Annotated in this window: 15 protein-coding genes; 6 read left to right on the top strand and 9 right to left on the bottom strand. The window is 66.2% G+C overall.

The window, feature by feature from the left end:
• Nucleotide 1 precedes the first annotated feature (1 nt).
• Nucleotides 2-499 carry a PadR family transcriptional regulator gene (locus FPZ54_RS19290; RefSeq protein WP_239019646.1) on the bottom strand — a complete coding sequence of 166 codons (498 nt, stop codon included), beginning with the start codon at nucleotides 497-499 and terminating at the stop codon, nucleotides 2-4.
• 196 nt (nucleotides 500-695) lie between these two features.
• On the opposite strand from FPZ54_RS19290, the gene FPZ54_RS19285 reads away from it, so the two are divergent.
• From FPZ54_RS19285 to FPZ54_RS19275, 3 genes are all read left to right on the top strand, one after another.
• The gene (locus FPZ54_RS19285; protein WP_145849414.1) at nucleotides 696-2,012 is read left to right on the top strand and encodes a replication-associated recombination protein A; all 1,317 of its coding nucleotides are present in this window, start codon (nucleotides 696-698) and stop codon (nucleotides 2,010-2,012) included.
• A gap of 110 nt (nucleotides 2,013-2,122) precedes the next feature.
• Entirely contained in the window at nucleotides 2,123-3,127 is a 1,005-nt protein-coding gene (locus tag FPZ54_RS19280) for a dipeptide epimerase (RefSeq protein ID WP_145849413.1), read from the top strand.
• A gap of 131 nt (nucleotides 3,128-3,258) precedes the next feature.
• On the top strand, nucleotides 3,259-3,921 hold the full coding sequence (locus FPZ54_RS19275) for a helix-turn-helix domain-containing protein (RefSeq protein ID WP_145849412.1): 663 nt from the start codon (nucleotides 3,259-3,261) through the stop codon (nucleotides 3,919-3,921).
• 555 nt (nucleotides 3,922-4,476) lie between these two features.
• On the opposite strand, the gene FPZ54_RS19270 is transcribed toward FPZ54_RS19275, so the two are convergent.
• The 8 genes from FPZ54_RS19270 to FPZ54_RS19235 form a co-directional block, all read right to left on the bottom strand.
• Complete coding sequence (locus tag FPZ54_RS19270; RefSeq protein ID WP_145849411.1) at nucleotides 4,477-5,664, bottom strand: dipeptidase; 1,188 nt, start codon at nucleotides 5,662-5,664, stop codon at nucleotides 4,477-4,479.
• Entirely contained in the window at nucleotides 5,661-7,244 is a 1,584-nt protein-coding gene (locus FPZ54_RS19265; RefSeq protein WP_145849410.1) for a serine hydrolase, read from the bottom strand. Before FPZ54_RS19265 ends, FPZ54_RS19270 begins: the two co-directional genes overlap by 4 nt.
• Nucleotides 7,241-8,362, bottom strand: coding sequence for a YkvI family membrane protein (locus tag FPZ54_RS19260; protein ID WP_145849409.1), 1,122 nt, complete (start codon nucleotides 8,360-8,362; stop codon nucleotides 7,241-7,243). Before FPZ54_RS19260 ends, FPZ54_RS19265 begins: the two co-directional genes overlap by 4 nt.
• A complete protein-coding gene (locus tag FPZ54_RS19255) occupies nucleotides 8,359-9,399 on the bottom strand; it encodes an N-acetyltransferase DgcN family protein (RefSeq protein WP_145850068.1) in 1,041 nt (346 codons plus the stop codon). Before FPZ54_RS19255 ends, FPZ54_RS19260 begins: the two co-directional genes overlap by 4 nt.
• A gap of 22 nt (nucleotides 9,400-9,421) precedes the next feature.
• Nucleotides 9,422-11,635: a TonB-dependent receptor gene (locus FPZ54_RS19250; protein ID WP_145849408.1), complete on the bottom strand. Its 2,214-nt coding sequence runs from the start codon at nucleotides 11,633-11,635 to the stop codon at nucleotides 9,422-9,424.
• 148 nt (nucleotides 11,636-11,783) lie between these two features.
• Nucleotides 11,784-13,763: a serine hydrolase gene (locus tag FPZ54_RS19245; RefSeq protein WP_145849407.1), complete on the bottom strand. Its 1,980-nt coding sequence runs from the start codon at nucleotides 13,761-13,763 to the stop codon at nucleotides 11,784-11,786.
• A 167-nt stretch (nucleotides 13,764-13,930) separates the two neighbouring features.
• Nucleotides 13,931-14,185: a hypothetical protein gene (locus FPZ54_RS19240; protein WP_145849406.1), complete on the bottom strand. Its 255-nt coding sequence runs from the start codon at nucleotides 14,183-14,185 to the stop codon at nucleotides 13,931-13,933.
• 1 nt (nucleotide 14,186) lies between these two features.
• On the bottom strand, nucleotides 14,187-15,245 hold the full coding sequence (locus FPZ54_RS19235) for a Glu/Leu/Phe/Val family dehydrogenase (protein WP_145849405.1): 1,059 nt from the start codon (nucleotides 15,243-15,245) through the stop codon (nucleotides 14,187-14,189).
• A 130-nt stretch (nucleotides 15,246-15,375) separates the two neighbouring features.
• On the opposite strand from FPZ54_RS19235, the gene FPZ54_RS19230 reads away from it, so the two are divergent.
• The 3 genes from FPZ54_RS19230 to FPZ54_RS19220 all read left to right on the top strand — a co-directional run bounded on the left by FPZ54_RS19230 (nucleotide 15,376) and on the right by FPZ54_RS19220 (nucleotide 18,327).
• The gene (locus FPZ54_RS19230) at nucleotides 15,376-15,840 is read left to right on the top strand and encodes an Lrp/AsnC family transcriptional regulator (RefSeq protein WP_145849404.1); all 465 of its coding nucleotides are present in this window, start codon (nucleotides 15,376-15,378) and stop codon (nucleotides 15,838-15,840) included.
• Between the two features lie 100 nt (nucleotides 15,841-15,940).
• The gene (locus FPZ54_RS19225; protein WP_145849403.1) at nucleotides 15,941-17,239 is read left to right on the top strand and encodes an SGNH/GDSL hydrolase family protein; all 1,299 of its coding nucleotides are present in this window, start codon (nucleotides 15,941-15,943) and stop codon (nucleotides 17,237-17,239) included.
• An 83-nt stretch (nucleotides 17,240-17,322) separates the two neighbouring features.
• A complete protein-coding gene (locus FPZ54_RS19220) occupies nucleotides 17,323-18,327 on the top strand; it encodes a LacI family DNA-binding transcriptional regulator (protein ID WP_239019645.1) in 1,005 nt (334 codons plus the stop codon).
• Nucleotides 18,328-18,359: the final 32 nt, after the last annotated feature.

Here is an 18,359-nt window from a genome sequence, read left to right as displayed (position 1 = left end):
ATCAAATCCGCTCCACCTTGCGCGCCGCGGCGTCGATGATGTCGACGATCGCATGGGCGGTCTCCTGATCGACGTCGTCGTCGTTCAGCCGCTGCATGACCGCCATTTTGAGATTGCCCATCGCGCGGCGCACCGGGCTTCGGTCGCTCTTCTCGCGCTGGGTACCGAGTTCGGCGAGACGGCCCATCAGCTGCGCCACCTCCTCGGCATTCTCGGCGAGATGCGCTTCGCCCGCGGGCGTGATGGCATAGAGCTTCTTCGCACCCTCGGCCGCCTGTTCGGCGATATGATCCATGTCGGCGAGCAGGGTGAGCGTGGGATAGACCACGCCGGGGCTGGGCGCATAGGCGCCGCCGGTGCGCTCTTCGATCTCGCGGATCAGGTCATAGCCGTGCCGCGGCTTGTCGGCGATCAGCGCAAGCAGGACGAGGCGCAGCTCGTCGCCCGCGAACACGCGACGTCGACCCCGGCCGCCGCCGCGCCCCTCGCCCCCGCGCATGTCCCATTCGACCGTGAACGGACCCCAGGAGCCTCGGCCACGGCCGCCGTGCAATCCGTGCGGACCATGTCCGCGATGATGTCCTCGAAACATTTTCAATCCTTCATATTCGAGTCGTGATGGGTCTAAGATATATCTTAAATGCATTTTGACAAGCCCCTTCGCGACGGCATGTGAAGTTCCTATATCGTTCCGCATGGCCGACCTTTTCGGCGGACCCGAGTCCGCCGCCCCTACGCACGAAGTGCACGCATCCGCCCCGCTCGCCGACCGGCTGCGCCCGACGCGGCTGGATGAGGTGGTCGGGCAGGATCATCTGACCGGACCCGATGGCGCGATCGGGCGGATGGTCGCGGCGGGGAAGCTCTCCTCGATCATCCTGTGGGGACCGCCCGGCACGGGCAAGACCACGACCGCGCGGCTGCTGGCCGATGCCGTGGGTCTGCGTTTCGTCGCGATCAGCGCGGTGTTTTCGGGCGTCGCGGACCTGAAGAAGCTGTTCGCCGAGGCGAAAGATCATGCGCGGGCCGGTCGCCGCACCCTGTTGTTCGTGGACGAAATCCATCGCTTCAACCGCGCCCAGCAGGACGGTTTCCTGCCCTTTGTCGAGGACGGCACCGTCACCCTGGTCGGAGCGACCACCGAAAATCCCAGCTTCGAACTCAACGCCGCGCTGCTCAGCCGCGCGCAGGTGCTGATCCTGCGCCGCCTCGATCACCGGGCGCTCAGCCAGCTGCTCGACCGCGCCGAAGCGGTCGAGGAGCGGCCCCTGCCCCTCACTCCCGAAGCACGCGACGCGCTGGTCGCCAGCGCCGATGGCGACGGGCGGTTCCTGCTCAATCAGGCGGAGACGTTGTTCTCGGTCAGCTTCGACACGCCGCTCGATCCGGCGGGGCTGTCGGCGTTCCTTCAGCGGCGTGTGGCGGTGTACGACAAGGATCGCGAGGGGCATTACAACCTGATCTCCGCGCTGCACAAATCGCTGCGCGGGTCGGACCCTCAGGCAGCGCTCTATTATCTCGCGCGGATGCTGGTGGCGGGCGAGGAACCGCTCTATGTGCTGCGCCGGATCGTACGCTTCGCGAGCGAGGATATCGGCCTCGCCGATCCCCAGGCGCTGGTCCAATGCCTCGCCGCCAAGGATGCCTATGACTTTCTGGGATCGCCAGAGGGCGAACTCGCGATCGTCCAGGCGTGCCTCTATTGCGCGACAGCGCCCAAGTCGAATGCCGCATACATGGCGATGAAATCGGCCTGGCGTTCGGCGAAGGAGACCGGGTCGCTGATGCCGCCGCAAAATATCCTGAACGCCCCGACCAAGCTGATGAAGGAGATCGGCTATGGGAAGGGCTATGCCTATGACCATGATGCCGAGGGCGGGTTCAGCGGAGCCAATTACTGGCCCGAAGAGATGAGCCCGCAGACCTTCTACACCCCCACCGACCGGGGGATGGAGAAGCGCATCGCCGAGCGGCTGGCATGGTGGGACGAACGGCGCGGGCAGGCCAAATAGACAGCAGTTGACGCTCTCCGTTTAGGATTATACCGTCCTGATCGGAAAACAGCCCGGCACCCGCGCGCCTTTCGGCGTGTCGTCCGACGGGCCACGAACGAGGGCGATCGATGAAACTGACTGTCGCGCGGGAGAGCCTGCCGCTCAACGCGCCCTTCCGGATCGCCGGCCATGTGTTCGAGACGTCGGACGTCGTCACCGTCCTGCTGGAGGATGGCGCCGCGCGCGGTCGCGGGGAGGCGAGCGGCGTCTATTATCTGGGCGACGATGTCGACCATATGCTGACCGCGCTGGACGCGGCGCGCGGCGCGATCGAAGGGGGAATCGATCGCGCCGCGTTGCGCGACCTGATGCCTGCTGGCGGCGCGCGCAACGCGGTCGATGCGGCGCTGTGGGAGCTTGAGGCGGATCGTGCGGGGGTGCCCGTCTGGCAACGCGCCGGGATCGCCGCGCCAAAGCCGGTGGTCACCACCTTCACCCTGGGCGCCGATGAACCGGACGCGATGGCACAGGCCGCGCGCGGCTGGGCCGATGCGCGGGCGATCAAGGTCAAGCTGACCGGCGAGGATGCACTGGACGCCGACCGCGTCCGCGCGATCCGCGCCGCGCGGCCCGATGTGTGGCTGGGAGTCGATGCCAATCAGGGCTATACGATCGACCGGCTCGACACGCTGGTCGCGGTGCTGGTGGAGGCGCGGGTCGCGCTGCTCGAACAGCCGCTGGCGCGCGGGCGCGAGGCGGATCTCGACGGCTATCGCGCGCCGATCCCGATCGCCGGGGACGAGAGCATCCTGACGCTCGACGATGTCGGTGGCGCCAAAGGCCGGTTCGACGTCATCAACATCAAGCTCGACAAATGCGGCGGGCTGACCGAGGCGCTGATGATGGCGGAGCGCGCCGAACAGCTTGGCCTGGGCGTGATGGTCGGCAATATGGTCGGCACCAGCCTGGCGATGGCCCCCGCTTTCGTGCTGGCCCAGCGATGCGGCATCGTCGATCTCGACGGCCCGACCTTCCTCAAGGCGGATCGCACCCCCGCCATCGTCTATCGCGACGGCACCGTGTGGTGCGACGACAGCGTCTGGGGTCCACGCGTGCCGGGCATAGCGCGCTAGCGCCACGCTGTGGGAGGGGGTGCAACAGCATTGCCTCGCCCCGCCACGCTGCTATTGACCGGACAAGGCCCCGATGGGGAACTCCGATCCTGATCGGAAATCTTGTCAGCAGTCCCGGATGATCGCTCGTTATGCCCGATACCCCCACCCTCGGTAATTTCCTGCGGCGCCTGCGCGGGCAGGAGGGCTGGACGCTCAAGCAGATGAGCGAGCGGACCGGCATCCCGGTTTCGACCCTGTCGAAGATCGAGCATAACCGGCTGACGCTCACCTATGACAAGCTGCTCCAGTTGGCGCAGCGGCTGGGCCTGCGCATGTCGGAACTGTTCGCGGAAAGCAGCGAGCCGGTGGATCAGCCCGTCACCGCGCGGCGCAGCGTCGGCCGCATCGACCGCGCGGTGCGGGTCGAGACGGCGAATTACGACTATTTCTACATGAATACCGAGCTGCGCCGGAAGCGGATGATCCCGATCGTCACCAAGATCCGGGCGCGCACGGTCGAGGAATTCGGCGAACTGGTCCGCCATTCGGGCGAGGAATTCATCTACGTCCTCGAGGGCGCGATCGAGGTGCATACCGAATTCTACGACCCCGTGGTGCTGCACGAGGGGGAGTCGATCTACATCGATTCGAACATGGGCCACGCCTATATCGCCGCCGAGGGCTGCACCGAGGCGATGGTGCTGGGCGTGTGCTCCAGCGCCGAGGAACGGCTGATGGAATCGCTGATGCACCTGCAAGGGCAGGAAGTGGTGGAGCTGAACGGCGAGCGGCGGTCGAAGTCGGCGTTGTAGGGGCAGGCCGGGGGCCGGTGTCGCGGATGACCGGTATCGGCTCGACCGCTGAATGGCGGATATTGGGTGGTGAGCGGACGTTCGCCTGCTCTCTGATACTATGTCAGAGGGAATATCTCAGTGTCCAACGGGATAGTTAGCAGCGGCTCCAGCCTGTTTTTGAAACAGGCGTAATGAGCAGTCCTACTTTCCTCTCGGTCGCTCAAGTCCCGGTGTATCCATGGGCTATCGAAGGTCAGGCGCAGCGCATCTTTCTCGCTAACGTCAACAATCCGATCACAGAAACAACATGCGTGATTGTTCAACATGGGCGGTCCTAACAAGCGGCCTTATAGAACCGAGATTGCCTCTGCTGAACGATGTCCGCAATGGGTCGTAAGCCGACGGGCAGCTTTCCTTCTTGGTCACCCCGGCCTTGTGCCGGGGTCCACCGGGAAGCGAGCGCGAAGCAAGAGGCTTGCGCGCCGGGCGTGAGGCGAAGTGGACCCCGGCACGGGGCCAGGGTGACAAATGGGAGGTGGCGCGCGGTGCGCCCCTTCCACCCAAAGCGCGCCTTCAGCCCCCCGCCTTAGCCTGTGCCTCCGACACCACGCGCAGGATGTTGCCGCCCCACATCTTGGCCAGGTCTTCGTCCGAATAGCCCGCCGCCTTGAGCCGCTGCGTCACCTTGGGCAGTGCGGAGATGTCCTCCAGGCCCGGAAGGCCGCCGCCGCCGTCCCAGTCGCCGCTGAAGCAGACATGGTCGGGGCCCGCGACCTTCACGACGTGCAGCACCATCGCCATGTAGTTCTCGAAATCGGCGCCCCAGAGCGGCTGGGTCTTGTCGAGCTCGCGCCACTTCTTCGCCAGCGCGACCTGTTCCGCAGGCGACAGGGTCGCGATCTGTTCGTACTGCGCGAACAATGCGCCGCGCTCGCCGTCGAGATTGAGTTCGGAGAGGAAGATGGTGCTGATGCACATCGCCCCGCCGCTCTCCGCCAGCTTGCGGATGCGCGCATCGTCGAGGTTGCGGGGGTGCTCGTACGCCGCCCGGCCGCTGGAGTGCGACAGGATGATCGGCGCGCGGGAGAGTTCGACCATCTGGTCGAACGCGGCATCCGAGGCGTGGCTGGCGTCGATCACGATTCCGAGGCGGTTCATCTCCGCGACCCACTGCCGACCCAAGGGGCTGAGCCCATTCCAGCGTGGCGTATCGGTCGATGAATCGGCGAACTGGTTGTTCTTGCCGTGGACCGGCCCGGCCATGCGCACGCCGCGCTTGTGGAACTCGGCGAGCAGCGACAGGTCTTCGCCCAGCGGATAGCTGTTCTCGATCGACTTGAACGCGATCAGCTTGCCCTCGCGATTGAGGCGGCGCGCGTCCTGCGCGGTCAGCGCCGGGGCGATGCGGTTCGGGAATTGCGCGATCGTGCTGTCGATCACATCGGATCGCCTGCGAGCAAAGGCCAGCGCGTCGGCATAGCCCTTCGCGGTCAACGGCCCCTGATCGGTGTAGATCGCGAAGAACCCGCCATCGAGCGCGCCCTCCTCCATCCGCACCAAATCGACCTGGACGATATCGGTCGCGGGATCGTGGCGCGCGCCAAAGTCCCAGCCGGGACGCCCGAAGTGCATCGCCGTATCGATATGCGTGTCGAGCACGAGCAGACTCTTGTGCAACGCTGCCGCATCCCTGGCCGGGGGCGCGGAGGTGGTGGCGCAGGCGCCGAGCAACAACAGCGCGAGGGTCGGGAAACGCTTCATTTGTCCACTCCCACCGGACGCAGGTCGAGGTCCTGATAATTATAGCTGAAGTCGGCGATCGGGCTTTCGGGCTTCATCGACACGCGGGCGACCTTGCCGTCGGCGTCGAGCGCGAAGGTGACATAGGCGGGTTCGAGCGCCGCGTCGTCGAAGCGGGTGACGAAGGAGTCATATTGCCAGTGCACCAGCCTCCCCTTCATCGCCGGGGTGGTGGTGAAATCGATGGTCAGGCCGCCATCCTTGCCTTTGGCCACCACGACATCGCCATACCAGGCGTCGCGATAGGTGCCGACATAGCGGTCGAGCGCCAACGATGGGCCGACCTTGGCGGGCGTGGCACGGGTCGTGGCGAGCGCCGCCTTGGCACCCGACACGCGCTGTTCGATGAAGGTGTCGAAGCGCCCGGGCCAGTCCTGATCGGGCGCGTCGAGATAATGATCGACCAGCGTCTGGATCACGCCGCGCAGCAGCGCCGTTTCCTCGGCGTTGACTACCCCGGCGATGCCGACCTGCTGATCGGGGAGCAGGATGACATAGGCGATCGCACCGAACACCGCGCCGCCATGCGCGATCACGCGCACGCCGCGATAGTCGGTCACGTTCCAGCCGAGCCCGTAGCTGCTGAACTTGGGCGTCAGCGGCGCGAGCGAGGGCGGCATCTGTGCGATCGGCATCGGCGTCACGCCCTTCCACATCTCCGCCGCCTGTGCCGCAGTGAACAGCCGCCCGCCGCCAGGCAATGCCCCCTGCCCCAGCTGGATCTGCAGCCAGCGGGCAAGGTCGTTGGCGCTGAGCGCCAGGCCGCCCGCGGGCAGCGCCGCACGGCCAAGCTCCACGCCGCGTTCGTCGAGCATCGAGATCGGCCCGTCGCCGCGCACCGCACCACCGACCCGGCCATGGGGATGCGCGCGATTGGGGTTGGCGAGCCGGGTTTCGTAGGTCGCGGTTGCGCTGGTCATGCCGCCCGCAGCGAACACATCCTGCGCCATGAAGTCTTCCCAACTCTTGCCGCTGACTTCTTCGATCAGCTGTCCGGCGACGGCGTAGAGGATGTTGTCATAGGCATAGCCCGATCGGAAGCTGCTGGCGGGCTTGATATGGGCAAGGCGCTTGACCGTCTCCTTGCGCGACAGGCTACCGCGCGGGACGTAGAGCAGGTCGCCCGCGCCAAGGCCGAGGCCGCTGCGGTGAACGAGCAGATCGCGGATCGTGATCTCGCGCGTGACCCAGGGGTCGTACATGCGGAACCAGGGCATGTGATCGATCACCCGGTCGTCCCACTTGATCTTGCCGCGATCGACCAGAATGGCGAGCGCGGCGGCGGTGAACGCCTTGCCGGTCGATCCGGTCTGGAAGATCGTGTCGGCATCGACCTGTTGCGCGCCGTCGAGCTTGGTCGTGCCCCAACCCCTGGCCAGCGCGACCTCGCCCTGTTCCACCACCGCGAGCGCGATGCCGGGCGCGCCGCTCCGCTGCCGCAGCGTTTCGACCCGATCCTCAAACCCCTTGGGCAATTCCGCCGCAGCGGGCAAAGCGGTGGCGAGCAGCAGCGCCGGGAGCGCAGCGAGCATTCGGATCATGCAGAAATCTCCACTTCGGGCCGCGCGCGCAGGATGCGGGCGACGCCCAGGGTCATCAGCGGCAGCACGAACACCGCCAAGATCGCGAAAGCGAGCAGCCGGTACCCGCTCCCGATCAGCGCGACGAGACCGAAGCGGCTCGCGACGAAGATGCAGCCGAGCAGGAGCGCGAGTGCGATCGCTGCGCGCGCACGGGTGCCGAGGGCGACGCCACGCTTCGCCTGCCACACGCCCGAAACGCGCTCATTCACCGCGTGGACGATCCCTGTCCCCGTCTCCAGCAGCGCGGCGAAGATCATCGCCTGGAACGCGATACGGAAGGCAGGGATATTCATCTGGTCGAGCAGGAAGCCCGACGGCAGCGTCTCGTCCCCGATCGCCGGATAAAAGGCGATCATGCAGAGGAAGAATCCGAGCGCGGGCAGCATCGCCAGCGGCCCGGCGATGGCGCCTGCGATCAGCGCGTCGCGACGGCTGGTCAGATGCGCCGCCATCGGCAGCACCACCGCCGCCGCGATGAGGTTATAGCCCGCATAGGCGACGCCCCCGATCGCCCAGCCATCACTCGGCACCGGGGTCGCCAGATTGTCCGCGATCCGGTCCCCGAACAGCGACAAGCCGATCACCACGAACAGGGCATAGACGAGATAGAGGAGCATCGAGGCATATTTGAACAGGCGCTCGACCGATCCGGTTCCAAAGCTCGCCACCGCCGCGATCGTGCCCGCCAGGATCAGCGTGCCGACAATCGTAGGCGCGCCGAAACTCGCCCCGATCTCGCCCGCTGCCGCGCCGATTACCGCGAGGATCAGCACCAGCAGCAGGACATAGACGATCTCGAACGCGATCCAGCCCGGCCCCAGCAACCGCTGGAAAAAGCTGCGATAGTCATAGCTGCGGGTGAGATGCGCGAATGCAAAGGTCGCGGCGCAGACCGCGCTCCAGATCGCCATCGCCAGCACCATGCCCCACAGCCCGCCCTGCGGACCGCTTGGCACGAAGAATTCCGCCAGCTCCCGTCCCGTCGCATAGCCGCCGCCGATCACCACGCCCTTGAACGCGAGGCCCGGCAGCAGGAAGCGCTGGAACCGGGTCGACGCGGCGGGCGATGCGGTCATCCGAGGCAGCTCGACACCAGCGCGTCGAATGCGGGCCCACGGCGCACCGGATCGGCAACCGGGAGACCCAGCCGCTCGCTCTCACGCGCCATCAGCGCTTCGGCCTCCGCCGGGTCGAGCGCGGAGGTGTTGAAGGCGAAGCCGCCACAGCGGATCGCCGGATTGGTCCGGCGCCCAAGCGCGATCGTCAACTCCACAATCTCTTCGATGCTCGCCACGCTATAGCCTGCGGTTCCCAACATGACGGTGCGCCCCGGCTCGTGGCAGACCACGAACACATCGGGCTGGCTGCCGTGCAGCAGGCCGAGCGATACCGCTGCATAGGCAGGGTGCGCCAGCGATCCCTGTCCCTCGATGATGTCCCAATGGTCGTCGGGTGCGTCCGGCGAAAGAATTTCGGCCGCGCCTGCTTCGAAATCGGAGACAACCGCATCCATCGGAATGCCCCCGCCCGCGATCATGATCCCGGTCTGGCCGCTCGCGCGGAAGTCGGTATCCACCCCGCGTGCCGTGAAGGCGGCGGCCAGCGCGAGCGCGGTATATTTCTTGCCCAATGCGCAGTCGGTGCCGACGGTCAGCAGCCGCTTGCCGCTGCGCTTGCGCCCGGTCGCGATCGGGATGTCGGCGGGCGGCACCCGCACGTCGAACAGCCGCCGTCCCAGCCGCTGCGCTGCCGCCGCGACCTCCGGCATGTCGGCGAGCCGCATGTGCATTCCCGCGATCAGGTCCAGCCCCGCCTCCAGCGCCTCGATCAGCGACGCGCGCCAGGCCGGGGGGATGACCCCGCCCTGGTTCGCGACGCCGATGACCATCGCCCGCGCCCCCTGCGCTCGCGCCTCGGCCGGGGTCATTGCGGTCAGGCCGGTGGAGACGGTCGCGCCGGTCAGCCGCAGCTCACCGACGCATTTGTCCGGCGCCCAGTCGCGCAGGCCAAAAGCGGTCTTGGCAAATCCCGGTTCCGCCGTGTCGCCGAGAAACAGCAGATAGGGTTGCGACAGGACGGGACTTTCGGTCAACGGACCGACAGGGGCGTTCATGAGCGATGCTTTCACCAACGGATCAGAAGGATAGTTCGAACGCCACGCCCAGCGTGCGCGGCTGAATCGGGGTGATCTGGATGAAGCTCGGGTCGCCCAGCCCGTCGGTCAACAACGCGCGCGAAAGCTCGCCCTGGTTGTTGAAGAGGTTGCGGGCATAGGCGCGTAGCTTCCAATGCTCGCCGATGCTGAGCGCCGCATTGAGATCGACCGAGGTATAGGGTCGCGCCTCGACCGCCAGCGGGTCGCTCTCGACCGAGGAGAGGCGACCGCTTGCGTGGCGCAGACCGGCCCCGACATCGCCGCGCAAATTGCCGCCCAGGTCGAACCCATAGTCGATCCGCATGGCACCGCTGAACTCCGGCACGGCGGGCAGCCGGTCGCCATCGGCGCCGCTGATCTCCGGTACGTCCTCCGAGAGATGCGCGTCGGTATATGAGCCGGTCAGGCTCACCGTCAGCCCGCGGGTCGGCCGCAGCAGCAGCGAGCCTTCGAATCCCTTGCTGACCGCCCGGCCGCCATTGGCATTGCCGCTGACGCCGCCAAATGCCCGGACGACCTGGATATCCCTCCAGTCCATGTAGAAGGCAGCGACGTCGATCGTCACCATCCGGCCCGCCAGATCGGCCTTGAACCCGACTTCATAGTTGGTGAGCGAATCCGAATCGACGCTGGGCGGCACGTCGAGGACAATCACGTTCGGGCCGCCGGGGCGATAGCCGCTGGCGACGCGGGCATAGAGCATCGCGTCGTCGTTCAGGTGGAATTGCGGGCTGATGCTGTAGGTAAAGACATCCTCGTTCGATGCGCCGGGATCGTCCGCCGGAGCAACGATCGCGCCTTCGCTGATCTGACGGAAAGTCTGCTCGTTGCGCGCCCAGCGCACGCCGCCGCTCAGGTGGAAGCGGTCGCTGAACCGCACCGTCGCGTTACCGAACAGCGCATATTCCTTGTACGTCGCGGGCAGCGCGATCGTGGCGAGCGGATCGAGCCCCGGGATCGCGGCGCCGTCCATGTCGAACGACCGCACGATCTGATTGTTGCTGCTGTCCTCATGCGTGTAGAAGGCGCCAACCAGCCATTCGACCATGCCGCCACCGGGCGATGCAAGACGAAATTCCTGGGTGAATTTGTCGAGACCCAGCGCGATTTCGAACGGCGTGATGCCGGGATCGACCGCTCCGCCGGTCAGCAGGGGAAAGAGCACGCCGAAAGAGTAGCTGGCATCCTGATCCTGCACCGCCGTGCGCCGGCTCCAGGTCGTCGCGGAGGTCAGGACCGCGCCGCCGAAATCATAGTCGATCGTCCCCGCATAAAATTCCAGATCGGTCGTGAACGGTTCGGCCACGAAATTATTGTAGCTGCTGCCATCCCCCAGGCGACGGCCCGTCAGATCGGCGGCATAGATCCCGTTGCCATCGGCATCGATCGACTGCCAGATACCGCTGAGCTTGACGCTCAGCGCTTCGCTCGGCTGGAACAGCACCGCCACACGGCCGCCGACCTGCTCGAAGCTGTTCTGATCGTCCAGCGCGGGATTGTTGACGCTGTTCGCATAGCCGGGCGTGCGACGCATCGAGAAGCTGGCCGACACGCCGATCTTGTCGGCCACGACCGGGGCGTTGACCATCACATTGCCGGCCCAGCCCAGTTCCCCCGCGCCGTCGATACCGAACGCCTCCACGCCACCGCGGACGCTGAACCGCGTGGTGCTGGGCGATACCGTCACATATTTCAGCAGCCCGCCGATCGAGCTTGCCCCATAGAGCGTCCCCTGCGGGCCGCGCAGCACTTCGACGCGTTCGATGTCATAGGGCAGCAGATCGAGCGAGAAGGCGCCCGCGCGGTTATAGATGCTGCTCGATCCGACCGGTGCGTCGTCCAGATACATACCGACCGTCTGTGCACCGCTCAGCGGGGCGACGCCGCGCAACGTGACCGTCGACTGGCCCGGCGTGCCCGCGCTGGAGATCTGCATTCCCGGCACATAACCCGCATAGTCAGCCAGCGATGCCGCCCCCTGCTCGACCAGTTGCTCGCCCCCGACGACGCTGATCGAGACCGGCACGTCGAGGATATTCTCCTCGCGCTTCTGCGCGGTGACGACGATCTCGTCCCGATCGACCGCTACGCCCGTGTCGCCATCCTGTGCGAATGCCGATGCGGGAAGCACCAGCGCTGCGGCGGCGGTCGAGAGGGACAACAGGATGTGGGTAGGAATCGCTTTCCGAGTCATAGTGGAGCTCCCTGAACCTGGCCTTGTCACACGGTCCGATCCGCGCGCGGCTTTTTCTGATTGGGATAGTGTTATCCCAATCAGGCGTTTGTCAATCTTGATTTGGTATTTTATGGGCGCGGGTTTGTGTCCCGCGCCCAATGTCCGGTCAGTATCCGGCGCCGAAGCTCACCAGCTTGTAAACCAGCGCCACCCACAGGAGGATGAACGCCGCGAGCGTCAGCAACACCGCCCACAGTTTCGAGAACCAACTGCGCTTGCCCTTGAACGCCAGCCAGACGTTCCACGCCGCAGCCCCCAGCAGGCCGAAAAAGCCCAGCGTGCCGACGACCTGCAACAAGAGGATCAGCCAGTCATTCTTGCCATGGGATTCGAAATTCTCGATCCCCATGACCACGATCAGCCAGCCGATCAGCACCAGCAGCACCAGCCAGGCGAGGCCGCGCACCAACCGGAATGCGGTGCGCGCACGTCCGGTCAGTGCGAGCTGGGCGCCATAACGGCGACGGGCGATCCACCCCGCCGGCCAGGCGATCGCCGTCAGCACCAGCACCGCCAGCGCAAACAGCAATGCCGGGATCAGCCAGGTACCGGTCGCATACCAGGGCGTGCGGTCCCACACCATGAAGGGCGATACCATGCCAAAGGTCCAGCGCACGATCTGTCCGTCGCGCACTTCGGCAACCAGCCGCTCCTTGCCATAGGCGTCCTGCCAGACGAACGGCTCGACCTCGATCCATTTGCGCTGTCCGCCGCCGATCGAGGGAACCCCCGCGACGACCGGTCGCCCGTCCGCATCGAGGCCGATCTTTTCCTCGCCCAGCAGATAGACGAAGGACGCAAAGCTCGATGCGACCCGGCGACTGTTGGACCAGCCACCGACCAGCATCTTCGCATGGTCCTTTGCCGTCGCCAGTTCCACCGGCGGCTTGGCATTGGGGTCGGGCAGGTAGCGATCGGCGAACCCGTCGACCAACGCGCTGCGCACCGCGCCCGGTGCGCCGTCCTTGCCCTGGCTGTTGACCGAGATGAATATACCGATTTTCTCCGCCGGGAAAATCTTCAGGTCGGTATGGAAATAGACGGTGTCGCCGCCATGACCCACCGCGCGGCGGCCATTGACCCACTCCTCGTAAAAGCCGAGCGCCATCTGGTTGGCGCCCTTCACGCTCATATTCTGCGCGGTCAGCATCTGCTTCGTCGTCGCGGGCTCGAGAAGCGGCGCGCCGTCGTTGAGATAGGCCAGCATGAACTTCGCCATTGCCGCGCCGCTCGCGGACATCGCGCCTGCCGGGGCCATGCCGATGATCTCGAACCGCTGGGCCTTGCCCGATCCCAGTTCATAGCCCTGCGACATGAACGGTTTGAGCTTGTCGGGCAGCGGCTGGCGGAAGCTGGCATATTGCATTCCCAGCCGCCCGAAGATGTTGCGCTCGACATAATCGTCAAACGACTGGCCCGACACGCGCTCGACGACATATCCCGCCAGCGCGGTCGCATAGTTTGAATAAGCGGGCGTGGTGCCCGGCTGATAGATCCGCTCGGGGATCCGCTCCTTCAGGATATCGCCCAGCGGCTTGAGCTGGACATCAAATGCCAGCAGCCCCTTGATGATCTCCTCGAACCCGGCCGTATGCGTCATGATCTGGCGCATCGTGATCGGCTTGCCGTCATAGGGCGGGATGGTGAAATCGAGATATTTGTTCACATCCTCATCGAGGTCGATCTTCCCCGCCTCGACCTGCTGCATCACCGCAGTCCAGGTGAACAGTTTCGAGGTCGAACCGGGCCGGAACAGCGTCGTTTCGGGATCGACCGGCGTGCGCTTCGCGACATCCGAATAGCCGAACCCGCGCTGGGTCAGCACCGCGCCGTCCTTGACGACGACCACCACCGCGCCGGCGATATCCCCGCGCGCGAGCGCATAGGGCATATAGCCGTCGAGCCAGGTGTCGACATCGCTCTTGGTCAGCCGGTCGAGTCCTGCCGGAGCGGCGGGAGACGCGGTCTCCTCCACCGGCACCGATGCCGGGTTCGGCACCAGCGGCGCCTGTTGCGTCGATGCCGGTATCGCGACGGTCAGCGCGAGCAGTGCCGCCACCGCGAGTTTTATCTTATGTTTCCACATGGAGACTTGTCCCCCTTCCCCTTGGCCGATAGCCGTGCAATTCGCTGTCCCGCGCGCAAGGCCGCTTGCCCCGCCCTACGGTGAATCGTCCTGATTGGAGGATGATGATCCTATTTAGAGAATTGTCAAATCCCATGTAGAATGGCGCCCGGTGCAGCGCGGCTGGGTCAGGCGAAGCGAACCCGCACGGTGCGAACGCTGACGATCGACCGCATCTTGTTGCCGATGATCTCCGCCCGATGCGCATCGATCCCGCCGACGGTGATCGACGCGCGGACGCTGCGCGGCAGCGTATCGACGCGCAGCGCGTGGACCAGCCGGTCCTGTTGCGCGAACAGCCCGACCAGACGGCACAGGAGTTGCGGACAGCGGCCCGCGGTCACGACGAAGGTCGCCGTGCCGACGTCATTGCTCCCGGCCATGTCAGGCCGCCAGGCCGGGCTGTCGAACGCTGTTGGCGATGATCGAACGGGCCAGCGTATCGGCGGCGACATGCGGCGCGAGCCGGTTTGCCGCCGCGAAATCCAGCACTTCGGCCAGCCGTTCGCCGACCCGCTCGACCCGCGCGCGCGCTTCGTCGGCACCCCAGCCGAGATGCTCGGCCGCGACATTGATGATGCCGCCCGCGTTGACGACATAGTCGGGCGCATAGAGGATGCCGCGCTCGGCCAGCGCGACGCCCTGTGCCGGAGTCGCAAGCTGGTTGTTCGCCGCGCCGCAGACCACCGCCGCGCGCAACCGGCGGACCGACTCCGCATCGATCGCGCCGCCCAGCGCGCAGGGGGCGAAGACTTCGGCATGGGCGTTGAACAGGCCGTCGGAGGACAATATGGTCGCGCCGAACCGCTCCGCCGCCTGCGCGGCCACCGCTGCGCGCGGTTCGGCGACGATCAGCGTCGCGCCCGCTGCGTGGAGCAGCTCGCACAGTGCGAAGCCGACATGGCCGAGCCCCTGCACCGCGACGGTGACGTCGCCCAGCGTCGCGCCCAGCTGGCGCTCGACTGCGACCTCCATCGCGCGGAACACGCCCAGCGCGGTCCAGGGTGACGGATCTCCACCCGCCGCGCCCTGCCCCGCCGGAAGCCCGGCGACGTGGCGCGTGGTATCGGCAACGCACACCATGTCCGCAACGCTGGTGCCGACATCCTCTGCGGTCACATACCGCCCGCCCAGCGAATTGACCGCCCGGCCGAACGCCCGGAACAGTGCCGGGCGGTCGAACGCCCCTTCCGGCCGCCGAATCACCGCCTTGCCCCCGCCCAGCGGCAGCCCGGCAAGCGCATTCTTGTAGCTCATCCCCTCCGCCAACCGCATCGCATCGGTGACCGCTTCCGCATCGGACGCATAAGTGTGAAAACGACAGCCCCCGGCGGCGGGGCCCAGGCCGGTCGAATGGATGACGATGACCCCCGACAGGCCCGAGTCCGGGTCGTCGAGGCGCAACACCTCCTCGGGCGGCATGGGGGTGGCTTGGTCGAGCATGAACGGGGCCCCTTGAACGCGATATGTCTCCAGAATAATCGGGTGACAGCGAAATTTCTGACCTGATTCTTCTGTAAAGCACTCGATCGCGCTAAATCTGACCGCCATTTCCTCGGATAAAGGTCAAATCATGTCGGAACCGCTGGACGCCTATGACCGCAAGATCCTCCGCGCGCTTCAGGAGGACGCCGCACAATCGACCGCGGCGATCGCCGAAGCGGTGGGGCTGTCCGCCTCGCCCTGCTGGCGCCGGATCGACCGGCTGGAGCGCGACGGCTATATCAAGGGCCGGGTCGCGCTGCTCGACCGACGCAAGATCGGCCTCAACGCCCAGGTCTTCGCGCTGGTGAAGCTCAACGCGCATGGCCGCGCCAATCTCGACGAATTTTCCGCCTCGATCCATGAACTGCCCGAAGTGCTCGAATGCTATGTGCTGATGGGGACGGTCGATTTCATGCTGCGCGTGGTCGCCGCAGACATCGAGGCCTATGAACGCTTCTTCTTCGAAAAACTCTCGCGCCTGCCGGGCGTGCAGGAAATCAACTCCACGGTCGCGCTGTCGGAGATCAAGTCCACCACCGCGCTGCCGGTGTGAACATCGTTGCGCTCCCGCATAACCGATGTTAGCCAATCTACAATCGATTGCGGATCAACGCAGGCGCTCTGGCGCGACATATCGGCGGGGAGAGGTTCATATGCGCACCAGATTATTGATCGCGCAGTTCGTGTTGATCGCCGCGTTGTTCCTGATCCCGGGCCAGTCGCGCGCGCAGGACCGCTGGGTCAGCGCCTGGGGGACCGCGCAGCAGCTTGCGCCCACCCCGCCACCGCGCCTGCCGCCCCGCGATGCCGACAAGGATGCACCTGCGCCGCCCGCGCCTCCCCCGCCGCCGCCCCAGATTCCGCCGACCCCGGCGACGCTTGAAGACCAGACCGTCCGGATGACCGTCCGGCCGACGATCGGCGGCGGGACGGTCAGGCTGCAATTCTCCAACGCCATTGGCGGCGAGCCGTTGACGATCGGGCGCGCCCGGCTGGCGAAGAGCACCGGGGGCAGCGCCACGGCGCCGGGCAGTGATCGGCCGCTCAGCTTTGGCGGACGACCGGCGGTGGTCATCCAGCCGGGCGCGGTCGCAATCAGCGACCCGGTCGCGACCGATGTCGCGCCGTTCGAACTCCTGGCGGTGTCCATCCACCTTCCCGGCAAGACGGCGGTCAACACGCTGCATCCGCTTGGACTGCGCACCACCTATATCGCGAAGGGCGATCGCACCGCCGACGCCGCGCTCGGCGACGCGGAGACGAACCGATCCTATTTCTGGCTGACCGGGGTCGAAGTGCTGGCGCCGGGCGACGCGGGGACGATCGTCGCGTTCGGGGATTCGATCACCGATGGCTTTGCGACCACCCCCGGCGCGGCACGCGCCTGGCCCGACCTGCTTGCCCAGCGGCTGCAGCGCGATCCGCGCACGCGAACGCTGTCGGTCATCAATATGGGGATTTCGGGCAATCGCGTCCGGCGCGACGGGGCAGGCCTTTCCGCGCTTGCGCGGTTCGACCGGGATGTCCTTGCGCGGCCCGGGGTGCGCTGGGTGATCCTGCTGGAGGGGATCAACGACATCAATTTCGCGGCGATCCCCAATATGCCGTCGAGCGAGGCGGTGACCGCCGACGAGCTGATCGCCGCCTATACGCAGTTCATCGATCGCGCGCATCTGCACGGCATCAAGGTGATGGGCGGGACGATCACGCCGACCGAAGGGCTGTGGCTCTACAGCGAAAAGACGGAGGCGATCCGTCAGGCGGTCAACCGCTGGATCCGCGAGAGCGGCACGTTCGACGCCGTGGTCGATTTCGATGCCGCCGTGCGCGATCCCGCGCGCCCCACCCGCCTGAACCCGCGCTTCGACCCCGGCGATCATGTCCATCCCAATGATGCGGGCAATGCGGCGATGGCCGAGGCGATCGACATCGCGCGCTTCGCAGCGCGCTGACGCCGCTGCAACCTGGGGACGGCGCGTTGCAAAGCGGGCGCGCCGACCCTATCCCGCAACCGCCCCCTAGTGGAGATTTGGACTTGGCCGGCAAGATCCGCACCATCTATGACCTGGCCGAGTTGGCGGGCGTTTCCGCAGCGACCGTCTCGCGCGCGCTGGCGGGCAAGTCGATGGTCAACTCCAAGACATCGGAACGCATCCGCAAACTTGCCGAACAGCATGATTTTCGCCCGAGCGCGCTGGCCCGCAACCTGCGCACGAAACAGCGCGGCGCGATCGGCGTCGTGGTGCCGCTGGGCCATGATCGCGGTCAGCATCTTTCCGACCCGTTTTTCATGACGCTGATCGGCTATCTTGCCGACGAACTGAGCGAGCGGGGGTTCGACCTCATGCTCTCCCGCGTCATTCCCAATCAGGACAATTGGCTGTCGCGGCTGATCGATGCCGATCGCGTCGACGGGTTCATCGTGATCGGCCAGTCGGACCAATCGCAGGTGCTGGACCGGATCGCCGCCGATTATCTGCCGCTGGTCGCCTGGGGCGGGTTCGTTCAGGGGCAGATCCATTGTTCGGTCGGCACCGACAATTTCCTGGGCGGGCGGATGGCGACCCAGCATCTGATCGACCGCGGATGCCGCAAGATCGCGTTCCTCGGCAACACCCAGGCGATCGAGCCGTCGCTGCGCCTGGAGGGCGCGAAGGCGGCGATCGCGGCGCGGGATGACATCATGCTGGTCGATGCGCCGACCCATTTCGCATCGGAGGTCAGCGGATCGGACATCGACGCGTTCCTCGACGATTCCGGCATCCTGCCCGATGGCATCTTTGCCGCGTCGGACCTGATCGCGCTGACCGCCATCCAGGTGCTGGCGACGCGCGGCCTGTCGGTGCCGGGGGACGTCAAGGTCGTCGGCTATGACGACCTTTACCTAGCCCGGACCAGCGCACCTCCGCTCTCGACGGTGCGTCAGAATCTCGCCGCAGGTGCGACGCATCTGGTCGACAGCCTGATGAAGCGCATCGCGGGCGAGGCCACGGGATCGACCATCCTGAACCCCGAACTGATCGTCCGCGAGTCCAGCTGACAGGGTCAGGGCTGGCCCGTCCGACATCTCGC

It is taken from the genome of Sphingomonas suaedae (assembly GCF_007833215.1).
Classification (GTDB): domain Bacteria; phylum Pseudomonadota; class Alphaproteobacteria; order Sphingomonadales; family Sphingomonadaceae; genus Sphingomonas; species Sphingomonas suaedae.
This window is presented reverse-complemented; position numbering and strand designations above follow the sequence as displayed.